This window comes from Flavobacterium alvei, assembly GCF_002920895.1.
In the GTDB taxonomy this organism is placed as follows: domain Bacteria; phylum Bacteroidota; class Bacteroidia; order Flavobacteriales; family Flavobacteriaceae; genus Flavobacterium; species Flavobacterium alvei.
This window is the reverse complement of the sequence record NZ_PQVG01000003.1, coordinates 144,318-165,423: the sequence shown is the minus strand read 5'-3', so window position 1 is coordinate 165,423 and position 21,106 is coordinate 144,318. Positions and strand designations below refer to the sequence as shown.

General features: G+C 34.8%; 14 protein-coding genes. 11 read left to right on the top strand and 3 right to left on the bottom strand.

Annotated elements, in window-relative coordinates:
- Window positions 1-81: 81 nt before the first annotated feature.
- Window positions 82-3,120: a leucine--tRNA ligase gene (locus tag C3L50_RS06055; RefSeq protein ID WP_103805270.1), complete on the bottom strand. Its 3,039-nt coding sequence runs from the start codon at window positions 3,118-3,120 to the stop codon at window positions 82-84.
- A gap of 157 nt (window positions 3,121-3,277) precedes the next feature.
- Between C3L50_RS06055 and C3L50_RS06050 the strand changes: the two genes are divergently transcribed.
- The 6 genes from C3L50_RS06050 to frr all read left to right on the top strand — a co-directional run bounded on the left by C3L50_RS06050 (window position 3,278) and on the right by frr (window position 7,811).
- Window positions 3,278-4,153, top strand: coding sequence for a cell division protein FtsX (locus tag C3L50_RS06050; protein ID WP_103805269.1), 876 nt, complete (start codon window positions 3,278-3,280; stop codon window positions 4,151-4,153).
- Window positions 4,154-4,185: 32 nt separating this feature from the next.
- Window positions 4,186-4,428: a DUF3098 domain-containing protein gene (locus tag C3L50_RS06045; RefSeq protein ID WP_103805268.1), complete on the top strand. Its 243-nt coding sequence runs from the start codon at window positions 4,186-4,188 to the stop codon at window positions 4,426-4,428.
- A gap of 68 nt (window positions 4,429-4,496) precedes the next feature.
- A complete protein-coding gene (locus C3L50_RS06040; protein ID WP_103805267.1) occupies window positions 4,497-5,321 on the top strand; it encodes an undecaprenyl-diphosphate phosphatase in 825 nt (274 codons plus the stop codon).
- A gap of 6 nt (window positions 5,322-5,327) precedes the next feature.
- Entirely contained in the window at window positions 5,328-6,023 is a 696-nt protein-coding gene (gene truB / locus C3L50_RS06035) for a tRNA pseudouridine(55) synthase TruB (protein WP_103805266.1), read from the top strand.
- Between the two features lie 446 nt (window positions 6,024-6,469).
- On the top strand, window positions 6,470-7,177 hold the full coding sequence (gene pyrH / locus C3L50_RS06025; RefSeq protein ID WP_103805264.1) for a UMP kinase: 708 nt from the start codon (window positions 6,470-6,472) through the stop codon (window positions 7,175-7,177).
- A gap of 70 nt (window positions 7,178-7,247) precedes the next feature.
- Window positions 7,248-7,811 (top strand): ribosome recycling factor, encoded by a 564-nt coding sequence (frr, locus tag C3L50_RS06020; RefSeq protein WP_103805547.1) that lies wholly within the window; start codon window positions 7,248-7,250, stop codon window positions 7,809-7,811.
- Window positions 7,812-7,863: 52 nt separating this feature from the next.
- On the opposite strand, the gene C3L50_RS06015 is transcribed toward frr, so the two are convergent.
- Window positions 7,864-10,140: a cation:proton antiporter gene (locus C3L50_RS06015; protein ID WP_103805263.1), complete on the bottom strand. Its 2,277-nt coding sequence runs from the start codon at window positions 10,138-10,140 to the stop codon at window positions 7,864-7,866.
- 171 nt (window positions 10,141-10,311) lie between these two features.
- Between C3L50_RS06015 and C3L50_RS06010 the strand changes: the two genes are divergently transcribed.
- Window positions 10,312-12,726 carry an efflux RND transporter permease subunit gene (locus tag C3L50_RS06010; protein WP_103805262.1) on the top strand — a complete coding sequence of 805 codons (2,415 nt, stop codon included), beginning with the start codon at window positions 10,312-10,314 and terminating at the stop codon, window positions 12,724-12,726.
- 273 nt (window positions 12,727-12,999) lie between these two features.
- Window positions 13,000-14,439 carry an asparagine--tRNA ligase gene (gene asnS / locus C3L50_RS06005; protein ID WP_103805261.1) on the top strand — a complete coding sequence of 480 codons (1,440 nt, stop codon included), beginning with the start codon at window positions 13,000-13,002 and terminating at the stop codon, window positions 14,437-14,439.
- Window positions 14,440-14,540: 101 nt separating this feature from the next.
- Here the strand turns inward: asnS and C3L50_RS06000 are convergent, their stop codons facing one another.
- Window positions 14,541-16,574, bottom strand: coding sequence for a DUF2264 domain-containing protein (locus C3L50_RS06000; RefSeq protein WP_103805260.1), 2,034 nt, complete (start codon window positions 16,572-16,574; stop codon window positions 14,541-14,543).
- Window positions 16,575-16,677: 103 nt separating this feature from the next.
- Here C3L50_RS06000 and C3L50_RS05995 point away from each other — a divergent pair, with 103 nt between their 5' ends.
- The 3 genes from C3L50_RS05995 (at window position 16,678) to rpoN (ending at window position 21,007) form a co-directional block, all read left to right on the top strand.
- The gene (locus C3L50_RS05995; RefSeq protein ID WP_103805259.1) at window positions 16,678-17,991 is read left to right on the top strand and encodes a BNR repeat-containing protein; all 1,314 of its coding nucleotides are present in this window, start codon (window positions 16,678-16,680) and stop codon (window positions 17,989-17,991) included.
- A gap of 17 nt (window positions 17,992-18,008) precedes the next feature.
- The gene (locus C3L50_RS05990; RefSeq protein WP_207764309.1) at window positions 18,009-19,220 is read left to right on the top strand and encodes a glycoside hydrolase family 88 protein; all 1,212 of its coding nucleotides are present in this window, start codon (window positions 18,009-18,011) and stop codon (window positions 19,218-19,220) included.
- A gap of 311 nt (window positions 19,221-19,531) precedes the next feature.
- Window positions 19,532-21,007 (top strand): RNA polymerase factor sigma-54, encoded by a 1,476-nt coding sequence (gene rpoN / locus C3L50_RS05985; RefSeq protein ID WP_103805258.1) that lies wholly within the window; start codon window positions 19,532-19,534, stop codon window positions 21,005-21,007.
- Window positions 21,008-21,106: the final 99 nt, after the last annotated feature.

The following is a 21,106-nucleotide window of genomic DNA, read 5'->3' as shown; positions in this document are numbered from 1 at the left end:
CACAATGTCATTGAAATTTGGATTCTTAAAATATTTAGGTTAGTTGCATTTACAATTCACAACTTACCATTCACCATTAATTTACCCCACCAAATTGATAATTTTCCCTGGAACAATAATCACCTTGTTTGGCGTTTTCCCGTCCAGTTGTTTTTGGGTTCTTTCGTCTTTCATTACGATTTCCTCGATTTGTTCCTTGGTTAAATCCAAAGGCAAAGTCATCGTAAAACGCATTTTTCCGTTGAAAGAAACCGGATATTCTTTCTCCGATTCTACCAAATGCTTTGCTTCAAAAACAGGGAAATCAACTGTTGAAATAGATGCTGTATTTCCTAATTGAGCCCACAATTCCTCTGCGATATGTGGCGCGTAAGGCGAAATCAAAATCGCTAATGGTTCTAAAATCGTACGGGAATGACAATTTTGCGTTGACAATTCATTTACGCAAATCATAAACTGCGAAACCGAAGTGTTGAAAGAGAAACCTTCAATATCTTCTGCTACTTTTTTGATGGTTTTGTGTAATGATTTTAAGTTGTCTTTCGTTGGCGCGTCATTGTTTACAATTAAACCATTCTCGTCAAAATACAAACGCCATAATTTTTTAAGGAAGCCAAAAACTCCCGAAATTCCTGCCGTGTTCCAAGGTTTTGCTTGTTCCAATGGTCCTAAAAACATTTCGTACAAACGCAAAGTATCGGCTCCGTATTCGTTACAAATATCATCCGGAGTTACAACATTGTATTTGGATTTCGACATTTTTTCGATTTCGCGACCAACGATGTATTTTCCGTTTTCTTCGGTAATGAATTTAGAATATTTAAAATCAGAATATTTAGAATCATTTTTAAAACCATCTACATCTAATTCATTTGTAATTTCATTTATTAATGAAATATCAACATTCCTTTCTTTGAAGAACTGTAAATTAATATCAAAATCATCATTTTCTGCGTATTCTTTAGGTAATTGATTAAACACAATATTTCTTAAAAACTCATCTGAAGAAAGAAAATTTTTATCTATGAAACAACTGTTATATTTTTTAAAAATACTTTCAGTTATTAATATTTTTATACGATAAAATATATCATCAATATCCCCTAATACTGTAATATTAAGAGAATGAACAAAAGCACTCATTCCCAAAATCATTCCCTGATTAATCAGTTTTTTGAATGGTTCTTCTGTTGGTGCAAAACCTTTGTCTTTTAGGAATTTATTCCAAAAACGAGAATACAATAAGTGACCGGTTGCGTGTTCGCTTCCGCCAATGTATAAATCCACGCTTTCCCAATATTTCAAAGCGTCTTTGCTCGCAAATTCTCCGTCATTTTTAGCATCCATATAACGCATCCAATACCAGGAACTTCCCGCCCAACCCGGCATCGTGTTCAATTCTAATGGAAAAATTGTTGCATTGTCAACCAAATCCGTGTCAACCACTTTATTATTTACACTGTCCCAAGCCCAGATTGTTGCATTTCCTAATGGAGGCAATCCGTCTTCGGTTGGCAAATATTTCTCTACTTCCGGCAATACGATTGGCAAATGTTTCGCCTCAATCATTTGTGGCAAGCCATTCACATAATATACCGGAAACGGTTCGCCCCAATATCTTTGACGGGAGAAAACCGCATCACGCAAACGGTAATTAATTTTCCCTTTTCCCTGACCTATTTTTTCCAATTCAGCAATTACTTTCTTCGTTCCTTCTTTGTATCCCAACCCATTCAAGAAATCAGAATCTACCAATTGAAAACCTTCTTTGGCTCCAAAAGCCGATTCCGATATGTCTTTATCAAAAATGTTTTTGATTTCCGGCATTCCGTTTTGTCCTTTAAAGAAATTCGCAAAAGCATAATCTCTTTCATCACCGCAAGGAACCGCCATCACAGCACCTGTTCCGTAACCTGCCAAAACATAATCACCAATCCAAACCGAAATCGGCTCTTTGGTAAACGGATGTTCAGCGTACGCTCCCGTGAAAACTCCCGAAATGGTTTTTACATCCGCCATACGCTCTCTTTCGGAACGTTTTGCAGTTTTTTCGATATAGGCGTCAACTGCTGATTTTTGTTCAGGAGTTGTGATTTGCGCCACTAATTCGTGTTCCGGTGCCAATGTCATAAACGTCACTCCGAAAATTGTATCAGGACGGGTTGTGAAAACTTGAATAGTTGATGGTTGTTGGTTGATGGTTGATGGAAGCACATTAAATGAAACCATTGCGCCGACGGATTTTCCAATCCAGTTTCTTTGACTTTCTTTGATGCTTTCGCTCCAATCAATATCATTCAAACCTTGTAGTAAACGTTCCGCATAGGCAGAAATTCGCATACTCCATTGGGTCATTTTCTTGCGAATAACTGGAAAACCACCACGTTCTGAAACGCCGTTTACGATTTCATCATTCGCCAAAACAGTTCCCAATCCAGGACACCAGTTTACTTCGGTTTCCGCTAAATAAGTTAGTCGGTATTGTAATAGTATTTTTTGTTGTTCGTCTGATGAAAATGCGTTCCATTCGCTTGATGAAAAAGCTTGAATATTGTCGTCGCAAACTGCATTTACATTCGCATTTCCTTCTGTTGTAAAAATGGAAACCAAAGTCGAAATATCTTCGGCTTTGTCCGTATTTTTATTATACCACGAATTGAATAACTGAATGAAAATCCACTGCGTGTGTTTGTAATAATCCGGATTCGAAGTACGTACTTCACGACTCCAATCGAATGAAAATCCAATTTTGTCCAACTGTTTACGATAACCCGCAATTTTGTTTCCTTCTTTGTCCACGCCTCCGTCAATATTTACCGAAGTCGTGTCTTCCGGACGCTGACCCGTTTGTATCGCATATTGTTCGGCCGGCAATCCAAAACTGTCGTAGCCCATTGGATGCAAAACATTGAATCCACGATGTCTTTTGTATCTCGAATACACGTCCGAAGCGATGTAACCCAGCGGATGTCCAACGTGTAACCCCGCACCAGAAGGATAAGGAAACATATCCAAAACATAATATTTTGGTTTTTCGGAGTTATTTTCGGCTTTAAAAGTTTTGTTGTCTGCCCAATGTTTTTGCCATTTGGCTTCTATTTCGTTCGGATTGTATTTCATTTGTATTGATATGATTTAAAGTCACAAAGACTTTCTGAAAAAAGTTTATTTTGAGATGCCAAATTTACATTTATTGTACGAAAACTGAAAGTTTGAGCGTTATTAACTTTAAATAAAGAAATTGTTTGTTATTTTTACCCCATAATTCGAATAAACTATGGCTTCTAACTTTGATAAATTTCAAAAACGCAGATTACTTTCCTCCTATTTTTCAGTTGTACTAAGTGTATTCTTGGTTTTATTTCTTTTAGGAATACTAGGGTTTTTCATTATAAATTCTAGGAAATTGGCAAACAATTTTAGAGAAGAAATTGCTATGACTGTATTTTTTAAGAACGATGCGAACGACACAATTCTAAAAGCTTTTGCCAAAGAATTGAAAGTAGCTAAATTCACTAAATCGTTTGTCTATGTTTCAAAAGAAAAAGCAGCAAAGGAACATACCGATATTATTGGCGAAGATTTTATGACTTTTTTAGGCACAAATCCTTTGCAAAACTCTTATGACATTCACCTGAAAGCCGATTATGTAGAAAGAGATAGCATAGCTAAAATTGAAAGTCTTTTGCACAAAAATCCTATGGTTTCAGACATTGTTTATGACAAACAATTAGTGAACTTAGTGAATGACAATATCAAAAAAGTGAGTATGTGGATTTTAATAATCAGTATTTTCTTGACGTTTGTTGCGGTTTTATTGATTAATAGCTCTTTGCGTTTATCCATTTATTCTCATCGATTTATTATCAAAACGATGCAAATGGTTGGTGCTACAAAAGCATTTATCAGAAAACCATTTGTCATGCGAAGCATAAAACTTGGAATGCTTGGAGCAGGATTAGCAATTATTGCTCTAATTGGTGTTTTAATTTATATTCAAACTAATTTTCCAGGTTTAGGAATTCTTGACGATAAATTACTGGTTGCACTTGTATTGTTATTAGTTTTTGGTGTAGGTGTTTTGATCACTTGGATAAGTACCTATTTTGCAACACAACGCTTTTTGAATTTAAGAACAGACGATTTATATTAGTCATCCGTTTTCAGTAAAAAACAGAAATAAAAATGAAAAACAAAGAAGAACAAAAACACGAATTTCTTTTTGAGAAAACAAACTACATCATACTACTTATAGGTATTGCCGTAATTGCACTTGGATTTATATTAATGTCTGGCGGCGGAAGCGATGACCCCAATGTATTTAACGAAGAAATATTTAATTTTAGAAGGATTAGATTGGCGCCAACAACCGTTTTAATTGGTTTTGGGATTACTATTTATGCCATTCTTAAAAACCCTAAAAAATAGTTGGCAGCTTTCAGTGTTCAATTAGCACAAATAAAATCTAAAATCTACACTCTAAAATCTTAAATCAATTGAATACATTTCAAGCTATTATTATTGCAATTATTGAAGGATTAACAGAATATCTTCCTATTTCTTCTACAGCTCATATGATTTTTACGAGTTCTTATTTTGGAATTCAAGAAGACGATTTTGTAAAACTTTTTCAGGTTTCCATTCAATTTGGAGCTATTTTAGCTGTTGTGACTTTATACTGGAAAAAATTCTTGGCTTTTCCAACTCTAAAAATCGGAATGAATTTTTATACCAAATTGGCTTTTGCTGTAATTCCAGCCTTGGTTTTAGGTAAATTATTCGACGATAAAATCGAAGCCATCCTAGGAGATCCTATTCCTATTGCGATTGTATTAATTATTGGCGGTTTCGTTTTGCTTTTTGTGGACCAATATTTCAAAGACAAAACTACTATTGTAAATGAAGAAGATATCACTATTAAAAAAGCAGTGACCATTGGTTTTTGGCAATGCTTAGCAATGATGCCTGGAACAAGTCGATCTGCGGCTTCCATCATTGGCGGGATGCAACAAGGATTATCAAGAAATACTGCTGCAGAATTTTCATTTTTTTTGGCAGTCCCAACTATGCTAGCAGTTACCTGCTACTCTGTATTCCTAAAAACCTATGAAACTTCACAAATGAAGGGCTATGAACTGATTTTAAAATCAAATGACAACATTATAATGTTTTTGATTGGAAATGTTGTAGCATTTATTGTTGCTGTTTTAGCTATCAAATTTTTTATTGGAATTATCAATAAATACGGCTTTAAACCATGGGGTTGGTATCGAATTATTATGGGAACTTATTTGCTGATTTACTTTTCATACTTTAAATAAATTTCCTTGAAAACTGCGGAAGATTTCTTAAACGGACAAATCATTTTAATTGACAAGCCTTTGCATTGGACTTCTTTTCAGGCTGTTAACAAAATGAAATATGCTTTAATTAATAAAGTTGGACTTCCTAAAAAATTTAAAATTGGTCATGCAGGAACCTTAGACCCTTTGGCAAGTGGATTATTATTAGTTTGCACTGGAAAATTTACCAAAAAAATTACCGAACTTCAAGGTCAAGCCAAAGAATATACGGGAACTTTCTACATTGGAGCAACCACACCTTCCTATGATTTAGAAACCGAAATAGATCAAACTTTCGACAGTTCGCACATAGATGAAAAATTGATTTACGAAACCGTAAATCAATTTTTAGGAGAAATAGATCAAAAACCACCTATATTTTCAGCTATAAAAAAAGAAGGTGTACGTTTGTACGAACATGCACGTGCAGGAGAAACTGTTGAAATTGCAAGTCGAAAAACCACTATTCATGAATTCGAAATCACTCGAATTGCACTTCCTGAAATCGACTTTAGAGTGGTGTGCAGTAAAGGAACTTACATTCGCTCTTTGGCTTATGATTTTGGCATAGCAATGAAAACAGGCTCACACTTGACGGTGTTGCGCAGAACAAAAATTGGTGATTACGACGTAAACAACGCCGTGGACATCACAATGTTCGAACAAAGTTTATTACAATAAAATACACTCCAAAATAAATTTTAGAGTGTACATTTATAAAATCAAAGTATTTTTATACCATACTTTGATTTTTATAGAAGATCAATTTACGCCATTTTATTAATAATGGCTGGTGGTTTCACCTCCAAACAATAAGGTTGAAATGTAATTGTAAAATTTGTCAAATAAAGTTTTCATGGCGTGTTTTTTTATTGTTAAACAACATTTAAACACCACAAAAAAGTAAATTGTAATAGTAGATTTGGTTGGAACCGCTAAATTACAATTTTTTTTTAAATAAAAAAAATTATTCCTATCATACAAAAATAAATAGAACTCAAATTATTTTTTTTTAAAAAACAGCATTTTAAAAAAACAGATTATGCCTATATTTGCACAACATAACTTGAACTAATTTAACTAGTTTTTTGGAACATTATGTGTCCAATTTTTAAATATAAAACGGAATGAAATATAAAAGAATCCTTCTAAAATTGAGTGGCGAAGCTTTAATGGGCGAAAGACAATATGGTATTGACCCTGCAAGATTAGGTGAATATGCTGATGAAATTAAAAAAATTCACACTAAAGGTGTGGAAATTGCGATTGTAATTGGTGGTGGAAATATTTTTAGAGGAGTTGCTGGAGCAAGCAATGGTATGGATCGAGTTCAAGGCGATTATATGGGAATGTTAGCAACCGTAATTAATGGCATGGCTTTACAAGGAGCCCTTGAAGACAAAGGAATGAAAACTCGTTTGCAAACTGCCTTGAAAATGGAATCTATTGCAGAACCTTATATCAAAAGAAGAGCAGATCGTCATCTTGAAAAAGGAAGAATTGTGATTTTTGGTGCCGGAACAGGAAATCCGTATTTCACAACCGATACTGCTGCCGTTTTGCGTGGAGTAGAAATTAACGCCGATGTGATTCTAAAAGGAACTCGTGTTGACGGTGTTTATACCGCCGATCCAGAAAAAGATGCCACTGCAACCAAATTTAACTACATCACTTTTGATGATGTTTTGAAAAAAGGATTGAATGTTATGGACACAACTGCCTTCACCTTGAGTCAAGAAAACAAACTACCTATAGTTATTTTTGACATGAACAAACAAGGGAATTTGTTGAAAATTTGTGAAGGAGAAAACGTAGGAACAGAAGTAAATATATAGTTTATGGTTTATGGTTTGTTGTTTATTGTTAACTACAAACCATAAACAACAAGCAACAAACAAGAAAATTATGACTGAAGAAATTGAATTTATACTAGACAGCACTCAGGAATCTATGGAGGGCACTATTGCGCATTTAGAAAAATCTTTCTTGAATATTCGTGCTGGAAAGGCTTCACCTGCAATGTTAGGAAGCGTTTTTGTAGATTATTATGGATCGGCCTCACCGCTTTCTCAAGTGTCAAAAATTAGTGTTCCAGATGCAAGAACCATTACACTTCAACCTTTTGAAAAGAATATGCTTCATCCAATTGAAAAAGCAATCATGATAGCAAATCTTGGTTTCAATCCAATGAATAACGGAGATGTAATCATCATTAGCGTTCCGCCTTTGACAGAAGACCGCAGACGTGAATTGGCAAAACAAGCAAAAGCCGAAGCCGAAGATGCCAAAATTGGGATTAGAAATGCGCGTAAAGACGCTAATACCGAAATAAAAAAACTAGAAAAAGACGGAACTTCTGAAGATATTTGTAAAAAAGCCGAAGAAGAAGTTCAAAATTTGACCAATAGTTTTATCAAAAAAATTGACGAACATCTTGTTCATAAAGAAGCCGAAATTATGAAGGTTTAAAATCTCTCATTTTAGTAAATAAAAAATCCGCTTTGAGCGGATTTTTTATTTACTAATGTTTTAAAATCAAAACTGAAGGAACTCTTCTCAGCCAAACACTATATTTATCTAAAAGTACTTTCCAACTTTCGACCCCGATAATCATCAAATCTAAATGCTCTAATAAATCTTTTTTGATGCTGTTTTCATCTATTAAAATAATGTTTTTGGGGTATTTTTGTTCTAAAGAATTGATGGCACTTTTAAGTACAAAATTGTCATTACTATTTGCATTTACATCCAAAATCTTAATTTTCGAATTGTTGTTAGTAATTAATTTTTGAGCATAGTCTAATAAAAAAGCATCCTCAGAACTAAAAATTGGAATAATAACTCGATCTACTTGTTGCAAATCTTTATCGATTAAAATACCCAAAGGGGTTTTAGTTTTTGCAATTATTTGTCGAGTCCTTTCATCAAAAGGAGAATTTTCGAAAAGACCTTCTTTTCCCGTAAATTTATCAATCAAACGATCGGGATTAATTATTCTTGTGGTAAACCCTAATACTTTTCCTAGTAGAGAACCTTCAAAAATAGATTTTCCAAGCCCAATCAAAAGTAAATCATAGTCTCCATTATTAGCAACCTCAGCAATATTAGATTCAATATCTACAGTTGCCTGAAAAAGAGTTGTAATTTCTTGATTCAAGGTCTTTGACTCTTCAATTATTGGCAAAAATTTATCTTTTTCGTATTCTTCTAAATTATAAGCATGCACTTCGTCACTTAATGTAAGATGCATGGCTGTTATGGCTGCCTTTTCATTTTGTTTTTTGACTAAGCTATTGGCTAGCCTCAAGAGCGACTTCCCTTTTTCATTATTTCCAAAAGAAATCAAAATTTTATACTTTTTGATATTCGCAATAGAAATTTCTTCTAAATCAGCATCGTCTTTTGTTTTGAAAATATAATTTATAAAATTCAATGTCGGCCCTGTCATAAAAGTAGTAACTAGTGCCATTATAACCATCATCGTAAAAACTTCGGGAGTAAGCACTTTCAAATCTAGGCCAATATTCAAAACTATCAACTCCATCAACCCTCTTGTGTTCATCAAGGCACCAATAGTGAAACTGTCACGCCAACTTTGTCCTACGAATTTGGCTGCCAAAGCACTTCCCAAAAACTTACCAATTACCGCAACAAGGATAATAAAACCTGTAACTCTCCATAAAAAAGGATCGTTTATCAATCCTATTTCTGTTCGCAAACCTGTAAAAACAAAGAACAAAGGAAGCAACAATATCAACGAAACATCTTCAACTTTTTCAATAAATAGATTTCTAAATTTGGTTATGTCAGGCATAATAACTCCTGTCATAAAAGCACCAAAAAGTGCGTGAATCCCAATAATTTCAGTTGTATATGACGAAATAATCAAGGTTAAAAAGAAAATGGCTACCACTGGTTTGTTTATACTATCCTTTGTTGCATATAACTCCCCAATTTTAGCTAAAAATGGTTTTACAACAAAAAGCATAGCTAAAACATAAACCATTGCCATTCCAATAATATAGAGCGAACTTACAAAGGTTCCAGCTTTTACAATGGCAATAACTGCAGCAAGAATGCACCAAGCCGTAATATCATCGGCAGCAGCACAAGTGATTACTACCGCACCTAATTTAGTCTTATTAATTCCCCTTTCTTGGACAATTCTTGCTAAAACTGGAAAAGCGGTAATACTCATAGCAATCCCCATAAACAAGGCAAAAGGCAAGAATGCAACTCCTTCTGGTGCAAATCTAAAATACACAAAATAAGCCAAGCCAATACCCAATGCAAAAGGAATTACTATACTAGCATGACTAATAACAACTGCGTCTTTGGCTCTATTTTGCAAAACTTTCAAGTCAAGTTCCATTCCAATGACGAACATAAAAAGTATCAGTCCAATCTGGCTTAAAAACTGCAAATTTCCTAATGAATCAACTGGAAATAAGGCTAATGAAAACTCCGGAAAATACAAACCCAATAAGGATGGACCAAGAACTATTCCTGCGATAATTTCACCAATTACAGAAGGTTGACCAATTTTTCTAAAAACCCAACCAAAAAAGCGAGCGACAATAACGATGGTTACAATTTGTGCCAAAAGTATGGCCAGAGGATGGTGTACGTTAAGCGAGATTGAATCAACAAAATCATTCCAATGCCCATTTTCAGTTACAGGATGCAAGTATTTCTTATGAACTTCCAGACCTTTTCCCATAGTCAAAATCCAATAAATCAAAGCAGTAAAACAGCCTGTAACAACGAGATAAAATATAGTATTTCTGTAATTTTTCATAAGTATTGCTTCAATATTTTTCGTACAAAGATGCAGAATTCAAATATATAAATTACATCTCATTAAATGAATTTATTGTAAAATAAAAACAAAAAATTAACAAAAAGGGACATTTAAAATCAATAATATAATAAGTTGATTAACTACCTTTGCAGCATTTAAAAACGAATAATGATTAAGTGGTTTAGTTTGGGATTTTGGGAATTAATTGCCCGTGTTGTCCTTCGAAATAGAATTTTAATGTTGTCGATTGTTGTAGCGATAACAATCTTATTGTCCTTGCAATGGAAAAATATCCATTTCACCCAAACAGAAGCCAACATGTTGCCCGACGACAACATTGTCAATATTGAGTATAATGCTTTTTTAAACAAGTTTGGCGAAGAAGGAAACTTGGTCATAATTGGCGTAAAAGACAAAACTTTTTTTACCCCAAAGGCTTATGCCGCTTGGGCTAAATTAATGAACAGCCTGAAAGAAGACAAATCTATTGATTTAGTAATTTCTATAAACGATTTAAAAAAACTACAAAAAAACGAAACTCTCCAGAAATTTGAATTGGTTCCTTTTGTCGATCAAAGTAAAACTAAAGACAACAAATATCTAGAAAAAATAAAAAAAGAACTCTTCAACGATTTGCCTTTCTACGAAGGGTTACTATTCAATAAAAAATCTGGAACGATTCGATCTGCTATTTATTTAGACAAGAAAATTGTAAACACACCAGCTCGAAAAGATTTTATCCTAAAAAAATTAGTTCCTGCCATTGAAGCATTCGAAAAAGAGACACAAATCGATTTGCGTGTTTCTGGAATGCCCTACATTCGAACACTTAATGCACAAACCATTATTAGCGAAATCAGCATCTTCATTGGTGCATCATTATTGATAACATCGCTACTTTTCTTTTTCTTTTTTAGAAGTTTTAGAGCCACCTTGATTTCTATAATTATTGTCATTATTGGTGTAATGTGGTCTTTTGGCGTCTTGGGATTATTGAATTACGAAATAACAGTTTTAACCGCATTGGTTCCTTCTTTAATCATTGTAATCGGGATTCCAAATTGTATTTTCCTCACCAATAAATACCACCAGGAATATAAAATTCATCGAAATAAAGTTAAGGCACTACAAAGGGTTACTACCAAAGTGGGTATGGCAACACTTTTGACCAACGTAACCACAGCTATTGGTTTTTTTACTTTTATTTCTTCAAACAATAAGCTGCTTATTGAGTTTGGAAATGCTACTTCCATTAATATTTTAGCTTTATTTTTCTTATGTATAGTTGTTATTCCTATTTTTCACAGTTACATTCCAGCCCCTAAAGACCGTCACATCGAGCATTTAGACAGAGGTTATGTAAAATCATTTATGGATTGGATACTACGCAATGTTAAAGAAAATCGATTTTCTATTTATGTGGTTGCTGTTTCGCTTCTGGTAATCAGTATAATTGGAATTTACAAAATGCGTATTTCGGGAAGCATCATAGAAGATATGCCTAAAAAAGCCCCCTTTTTCCAAGACATTATTTTCTTCGAAAAAGAGTTTGATGGCGTGATGCCTTTGGAAATTATGATTGACACCAAACACAAAAAAGGAGTCATGAAACTTTCTACGCTCAAGCGGATGGACGAACTAGAACAAGCAATTACCGAAATTCAAGGATTATCAAAACCCATTTCGATTGTCAATTTAGTGAAATATTCTAAACAAGCTTACTATAACGGAAATCCTGAATATTACGAATTGCCAACCTCCCAAGAGCAAGCTTTCATCTTGTCGTATGCCAAAAATGCCACCAAAAACTCGAAAGAGAATCTAATGAAAAGCTATGTAGATTCGACAGGACAATTTGCCCGAATTACTACTTTTATGCGTGACGAAAACGGAGGCGAAATACCAAAAATTGAAGCCGAAATCCGAAAAGAAGCTACTAAAATTTTTCCGCCAGACCGATTCAATGTAACTATTACTGGAAAAGCATTGGTTTTCCAAAAAGGAACTGGCTACTTGCTCGACAACTTGCTTTCGTCCTTGATTTTTGCCTTTTTCTTAACCGCACTTTTAATCGGATTTATGTTCCGCTCTTTCAAAATGATTTTGGTTTCTATCATTCCAAATCTTTTGCCCTTGTTACTAACGGCTGGAATTATGGGATTTTTTGATATCCCTCTAAAACCTTCAACCATATTGGTTTTCGGAATTGCATTTGGACTTTCGGTCGATGATACCGTCCGATTCTTGGCGCAATATCGAGAGGAATTAAAGAAAAACAACTGGAAAATACGCAAATCAGTTTACGCCACTTTTAACGATGCTGGTTTGAGTATGTTCTATACTTCTATCGTGTTGTTCTTCGGATTTTCGGTATTTATGTTGTCTAGTTTTGGCGGAACCATTGCCCTTGGCGGGTTGATTTCATTGACTTTATTATTCGGAATGCTATCTAATTTAATGCTATTGCCTGCCTTGGTATTAACTTTAAACAAAACATTGGCCAACGAGCAAGAATTCATCGAACCAATGATTGACATCATCGAAGCTAGCGATGAAGAAATTGACGCTTTAGAGAATAACTAAATTATTTTAAGAAAGGTTTTAAGAAATTTTCAAACTATTTAGGAATAAAAAAGCACCTGAAATCCAATTTAATGGTTTTTGGGTGCTTTTTATCATTTTAATTAGAAATTCGCCTAGGAAAAATAGCTCTCCATTTAACTTTATAAAAAGTGAGATACAAAATTTAGAAGCAAATAGCTTTTGAATAGACCATTTCAAACAATGCTATTTGAAACAAATCGATTATATTTACACATCGATTGAAGAATTGAAAAATTAAATACGAAATCTACAATGAAATTAAGACATACAAGAGTTAAAGACTTACTAAACAGCACCAATACCCTTCACGAAGTCAATGCAAAAGGATGGGTAAGAACCTTTAGAAACAATCAGTTTATTGCTTTGAACGACGGTTCGACCATCAATAATATACAATGTGTTGTCGATTTTGAAAACACAGCCGAAGAAACTTTGAAAAGAATTACTACTGGAGCGGCGGTTTCGGTTACGGGAGACTTGGTCGAAAGCAAAGGTGCTGGACAGAAATTTGAAATTAAGGTACGAAAACTAGAAATTCTTGGCGATTCGGATGCCGAGAAATTCCCGATGCAGCCTAAGAAACATTCCCTAGAATTCTTGCGTGAAAATGCGCATTTAAGAGTTCGTACCAATGCTTTTGGAGCCATAATGCGAGTGCGTTCGGTTTTGTCTTTTGCGGTTCACAATTATTTTCAGCAAAAAGGGTTTGTGTATGTAAACACGCCCATCATTACGGGAGCTGATGCAGAAGGTGCTGGCGAAATGTTTCAAGTAACTTCGTTGCCATTAGATAATTTGCCTAAAAACGAAGAAGGCAAAATTGATTATAAAAAAGATTTCTTCGGACAACACACCAACTTAACCGTTTCTGGACAATTAGAAGGCGAAACTTTTGCTATGGCTTTGGGTCAGATTTATACTTTTGGTCCCACTTTTAGAGCCGAAAACTCGAATACATCGCGCCACTTGGCGGAATTTTGGATGATTGAACCCGAAGTGGCTTTCAATAATTTGGATGATAATATGGATTTGGCAGAAGATTTTATCCAATATGTAATTAAATATGCAATGGATAAATGTGGCGATGATTTGAAATTTCTGGAAGGAAGACTTTTAGAAGAAGAAAAATCAAAACCACAAGCCGAAAGAAGCGAAATGGCTTTACTAGAAAAATTAAACTTTGTGTTGGAAAACAATTTCAAACGCGTTTCTTACACCGAAGCGATTGATATTTTAAGAGATTCAACTCCCAATAAAAAGAAAAAATTTCAATACCTCATCAACGAATGGGGTGCTGATTTACAATCGGAACATGAGCGTTATTTGGTGGAAAAACACTTTAAATCACCTGTGATTTTATTTGATTATCCAGCGAATATCAAAGCATTTTATATGCGTTTGAACGAAGATGGAAAAACCGTCCGTGCGATGGATATCCTTTTCCCTGGAATTGGAGAAATTGTAGGCGGTTCACAAAGAGAAGAGCGTTTTGACGTTTTGGTCGAAAAAATGAAAGCCTTAGGAATTGACGAAGAAGAATTGTGGTGGTATTTAGACACTCGCAGATTTGGTTCGGCAGTTCATTCTGGTTTTGGATTGGGCTTCGAAAGATTAGTGTTGTTTGTTACTGGAATGACTAACATTCGTGACGTAATTCCTTTTCCAAGAACACCACAAAATGCAGCTTTTTAAAAAACTAGTTTAAAGGTTTGAAATTGTTTAAGAGTTTAATGTTGTTAAAACTTCCACTACATTAAACTCTTAAACCTTTAAACACTTTTAACCCTTTACTGTCAAAATTTTACTTCTCTATTACCACCTTTTCGAATACTAATTTTTGCAGTATTTGTAGTTTTTGAATATTGGATTGTTTTTACGGGCAACAATTCTTTGTCGGTCCATTTTTCGCCCGACTTTTTCCACAACATTAAGGTAGCAAAAATTTCAGAATGGTCTTTTTGAGGCACAAAATTATGACTCAAGTTGATTACAGCGCTTTCGTCGGCAGCAGGATACAAACCTTTTGATTTTAGGACTTCCATTTTATCCCAACCCAAAAGCGGAATCATTACCAATTGGTATTTTCCGTTGTCGATAATCGTTATTTGATGTCCTTTTACTTTTTTGACAGTAGTTTTAATTTCTACATCTAATTTGGGCAAAGCATAATGTCCTAATCGCATTTCGATTGAATCTGAACTATTGTTTTTATCTACTCTTAAAATGCCATTCGCCAAAGGAATATCGGCCAAATTAAATTTAACATTAGGATTGGTTTCCAAAACGACATCACGGTAATAAATTCCTTCTTCAAACTTTTTAAAAGTGTACATTCTGAAAGGCTCCCATTCTTTTTTACTGTTTTTGAAAACATAATTCATTGCCACTTCCCCATTTGCGCCATCGGCTTGCCAAGGAAACGCACTGTTATAAGAAAGTCGGTTGTAGTTTTCGCTTCCACGAAATTTTTCCCAAGCTTTGATTACAGGAACATTGCACCAAGCTCTCAATTCAGCTGCACCAATATTAGAATAATCGGTGATTAAAATTTCTGATCCTTTTTGGAATTTATTGTAAACGGTGTTTTTTTCAAATTCCTTTCCCCAAGGACCTTCATTTTCTTTTGCAGTCCAAAACGGATTATCATCGGGAACCATCAAACCCAGAAATGCTTTCCCCATCCAATAAACACTTCCTCGACAACTGTAACTTTGCACGGCAGGTTCAAAAGCACCATAAAATCCTAAAGTTGGCACATTGTCTTTCATAAAATTGGGGTTTTGCAAAAACTGTTGCAACACACCAGACGATATTCTTCGCATCCATCCAAAATTCACGGCTGCTTTATCGGTTTCAAATCCCATCAATGGAAACGGAATCGTAGCTCCAATGCGATAACTGATGCTACGTCCCCACATAATCATTTCGCCATTTCGACTAAACATATAAGGATAATTATTTTTTACATCTTTAAAATTATCCTCGAATTTGGCAGCAAACTCAGGATAATATTGCTTTCCGATATATTCTGACCACAGCATTCCATACATTTGAAAAGCCCACATACTATAATAATCAAAAGCAGGATTGTCATTATACCATCCATCGCCACGATAATGGTCTAATGATTTTTGTAAATATTCTACCATCAAAGGTTCGTTGACAGCATAGCCTTTTGATTTGAAAAAACTCATTACAAAAATGTTGAAAAACTTCCAGTTGGAGGGAACTGTTGGACCATCGCCATAACTTAACATCGTTTGGGCAAGTTCATCTTTTTGAACTTGCGGCAGTGGATCCCAAAGTATTTCTGGAGCAATCAACATCGAAACAGACAACGCACCAAATTCGACCAAATTCTGGTTGGGACCTCCATTTTTAGGACGAGGAACAATATAAGATGGACTCGCTGGATTGGTCAATAAACCCATTTGATAGCGGTAATAATCGGCAACTTTTATGTTATTGATAACTAAGTTGGGATTATCTTTCAATAAAGGAGCGGCAACAAATAGCGTTCTACAAAGCCCTTCTAGTTTTTCTGTTGGTACTTTGGCTTCATCTTTGGGATAACTAACGCCAGGTTGTTTGGGAAATTGCATCGGATCATCCAAAGTGTGGATATATGAAAAAGCGCCTTTCAATAAATAAAGGGCAGCGTCTTTCCAATGCTGTTTGGTCATTCCGGTGTAAGGGCTTAACTCGTAATTGGGGTTTACGATTTCAAAAATAGTATTATCTGTGGGATTCCTAACCTTTTTTTGCTCTTGAGCACCTATTTGAAAATACGCTAGAAGCAACAATATAAATAAAATTCTTTTTTTCATAATAATTTAAAAACCAAAGTTACTTAATAATTCCATCAAAAAAAATCAACTTATAATTGGTATATTTGAAACAAAAAATTTAAGTTTTTCCAAGTAGAAATTAATGAAAAACAAAAAAATAATCAAAGGATTTATTTGCGGTTTGCTGCTGTTTTTAACGGCTTGCACTTCTGTAAAAACGGTTCAAACAGACATTGGTTACGGCTGGAACAACAATTCGGTGAACGTTGTAAAATTTCGAAAAAATGCTTTAACCACTTTTCAAAACTATCAATTTACAGCCTATTATGATGAGAATAGTTATCTTATTCTCGCCAAACGAAAAGTAAATTCTTCCGACTGGGAAAAAGTAAAAACTCCGTATAAAGGCAACACAAAAGACGCTCACAACGACATTAGTATTGCCATTGACGGCGATGGTTTTTTGCATGTGAGTTGGGATCATCACGATACTAGATTACGATATGCTAAAAGCAAAACCCCTTTGAGTTTAGAACTCAACGAAGAACAGCCGATGACAAGTCAGGAAGAAAACAAAGTAACCTATCCACAGTTTTATAATTTGCCCAATGGCAATTTACTCTTTTTCTACCGCTCTGGCGCTTCGGGCAGAGGCAATATGGTCATTAATTGGTATGATTTAAAAAGCAAAACTTGGTCGCAGTTGCAACAGAATTTAGTAAACGGCGAAGAAAAAAGAAGTGCCTATTGGCAATCTTGTGTCGATCAGCAAGGTGTAATTCATCTATCGTGGGTGTGGCGCGAAAGTTGGGATGTTTCCACCAATCATGATCTGTGTTATGCTCGTTCCAAAGATGGTGGAATCACTTGGGAAAAGTCTTCAGGCGAAAATTACAAACTCCCCATTACGGCATCAACAGCCGAAATTGCTTGGAAAATTCCTCAAAAAAGCAGCCTTATTAATCAAACTTCGATGGCAACTGACGAAAATGGAAATCCTTATATTGCAACCTATTGGAGTGAAAATAAAATTCCGCAATATCAAATCATTTATTTAAGAAACGGGAATTGGAAAAAAATAAGTACTCAATTCAGGAAAACTCCTTTTTATCTAGGAGGAGGAGGAACTAAGCAAATTCCGATTTCGAGACCCGATATATTGATTGCTAACAAAGGTAATAATTCAAAATTATACCTTCTATTTAGAGATGAAGAAAGAGGCAACAAAATTTCGCTGGCTTATATCCAATTTAACAAAGAATCTAACTGGAAAATTGTTGATTTGACTAAAGATTCCGTTGGACAATGGGAACCTAATTACGACAACTCTTTATGGGAAAAAGAAAATAAATTACATATTTTTATGCAAAATGTCACCCAAATTGACGGCGAAGGATTAGCCAAAATCGCCCCAAGTAATGTAAGTGTCTTAGAAGTAAATCATTTGCCTAAATAATTTAAAAACAAACTTAAATGAAACCATTTATTGAATCGAATATTTTGAGAAATTTAAAAAGAACCCTAATTGTTGGAGCAGGAATAGCATTGCTTTTTAGCTCGTGTGCGGGAAATAAATTAGACAAGCAGATTGATTTTGCCCTGAGTCGTGGCGTAAATCAATACAGTTATATGATGAAAAATTTGCCCGAAAACCGATATCCCAAAACCTATTATGCCGATAAACAAAAATTCGAAACCAGCAAATCCGACTGGTGGTGTAGCGGTTTTTATCCTGGAACACTCATTTATTTAGATGAAGCCACAAAAAAATCGGTTTTCGAAAAAGAAATTGACCGCGTTTTTCAAGATTTACAAAAAGAACAATTTAACAAAACCACACACGATTTGGGTTTTATGATGTTTTGTAGTTTTGGAAATGCCAATCGCTTAAATCCAACACCAGAATATGCTACGATTTTGATGAATAGCGCCAAATCATTAGCTTCTCGTTTTGACGGAAAAGTGGGTTGCATCAAATCTTGGGACGCTAAAGATGACAGCTATTTGGTAATCATCGACAATATGATGAATCTGGAACTGTTGTTTTGGGCCAGCGAATATAGCGGAGACAAAAGCTATTATGATATTGCAATAAAACACGCCAATACCACTCTCAAAAATCATTTTCGCCCTGACCACAGCTCCTATCATGTCATAAATTACAACAGCAAAACAGGCGAAGTCAAACAAAAAAAGACGGCTCAAGGCTATGCTGACGAATCCGCTTGGGCAAGAGGGCAAGCTTGGGGACTTTATGGATATACCGTAATGTATCGTGCTACCAAAGACAAAAAGTATTTAGATCAAGCAGTGGCAATAGCCGAATTTATTTTAAATAATCCTAATTTACCCAAAGACAAAGTTCCCTATTGGGATTTTAATGCGCCCAATATTCCCGATGCTTTAAGAGATTCTTCGGCTGGTGCGGTTATGGCTTCGGCATTATTAGAATTGAATTCTTATGTTGACAAAGAGCATTCGAAAAAATATTTGAATGCTGCAAAAACGATACTTGAAACCTTAACTACGAACGAATATATAGCTGAGGAAGGCACAAACGGAGGTTTTTTATTAAAACATGGTGTGGGTCATATCCCTCAAAAATCAGAAATTGATGTGCCGTTAACCTATGGCGATTATTATTTGGTTGAAGCCATGTTAAGATACAAAAAACTAGGTAAATAGATTGCTTTTTTGACACGAATTGCACGAATTTAAATTATTTAAAATTGAATTTCACGAATTGAATTCGTGCAATTAAAACAAATTTTTATTCGTGTAAATTCGTGAAATTCGTGTCTATCTTATTTAAAAAAACGAATCTGTTTGTCTTTGAAACGGGTTAAAATAGTAAATTTGCAAACTGATTATAATCAACTTATTCAATCTGTCTCGTATAACTTGATTAGTAGTCATTTAAAATAAATAATTAGAGACTTTTTCTATTTAATAAAAAAAACGTTGCGCCTTTGTGGCTAAATAAATTAGTGTCTTTTATGTTAAAGCAATTTTTAAATCTAAAATTATCTCAAAAATTATCTCCACAACAAATCCAGTTGATGAAGTTAATTCAACTGCCTACCCAAGCATTCGAACAACGTTTATTAGAAGAAATGAACGAGAATCCGGCTTTGGAATCAGGAAATGATGAGGAAGAAATTTACGACAAAGACGAATTCAACAACGATGATACTAACGACGAATTCGACGATTATGATGACAAAGACAACGAAGACCTCAGTGACATTAATATTGATGACTATTTAAGCAGCGACGAAACTCCAGATTATAAAACCCAAGCCAACAATTATAGCGATGATGATGAAGAACGCGAATCGCCATTGGTGGCACCCATTAGTTTTCACCAAGATTTAATCAATCAACTGAACACTTTTATACTCGATGATAGCGAACGAGAAATTGCCGAATTCTTGGTAGGAAGCATCGACGATATGGGTTATATTCGACGAAGCACACAAGATTTAGTCGATGATATGGCGTTTACACAAGGCATTTATACCGATGAAAAAAACGTCGAAAGAATGTTGCATATCATTCACGAACTCGAACCTTCGGGCGTTGGAGCACGGGATTTACAGGAATGTTTATTGCTGCAATTAAAGCACAAAACCCCAACAGAATACGTAGCTTTGGCCATTGATATCATCGAAAATCAGTTTGACGCTTTTACCAAAAAACATTACGACAAACTCTTGCAAAAATATGCCGTTTCGAATGAGCAACTCAAAACTGCTATTCACGAAATAGAAAAACTGAACCCAAAACCGGGAGGTTCTTTCACAGGAAGCAACAAAATTACCGAACATGTTGTTCCTGATTTTTCTATTCGAATAGAAGAAGACGAATTGGTTTTGACCCTAAACGGAAGAAATGCTCCGTCGCTGCACGTTTCTAAAGATTATCAAGAGATGATGCAGACTTATAAAAGTTCGCGCGACAAATCGACAGCACAAAAAGATGCCGTTCAGTTCATCAAACAAAAACTGGATTCGGCCAAATGGTTTATTGACGCTATCAAACAACGCCAAGAAACACTGTATGTAACGATGAACGCCATTATGCATTATCAGCAAGACTATTTCTTAGAAGGCGATGAAACCAGACTCAAACCCATGATTCTAAAAGACATTGCTGACATGGTAGATTTGGATATTTCGACCATTTCACGTGTTGCCAATAGCAAATATGTAGAAACGCCTTATGGAACCAAATTGATTAAAGAATTCTTCTCGGAAGCAATGAAAAATGACCAAGGAGAGGATGTTTCGACCCTTGAAATCAAGAAAATTTTGAAAAACACTATCGAAGAAGAAGACAAACACAAACCACTTCCAGACGATCAACTAGCCGAAATTCTAAAAGAAAAAGGCTATCCAATTGCTCGAAGAACCATCGCTAAATATAGAGAACAACTGGATATTCCAGTGGCGAGAATGAGAAAGAAAATGTAGGGATTTTAGATTGCAGATTAACGGTTTTTGATTTCAGATTTGTTGTTATCAGTAAAGACTCTAAAATTAAATGATTTTGAAAATGATTTAATTCCCATT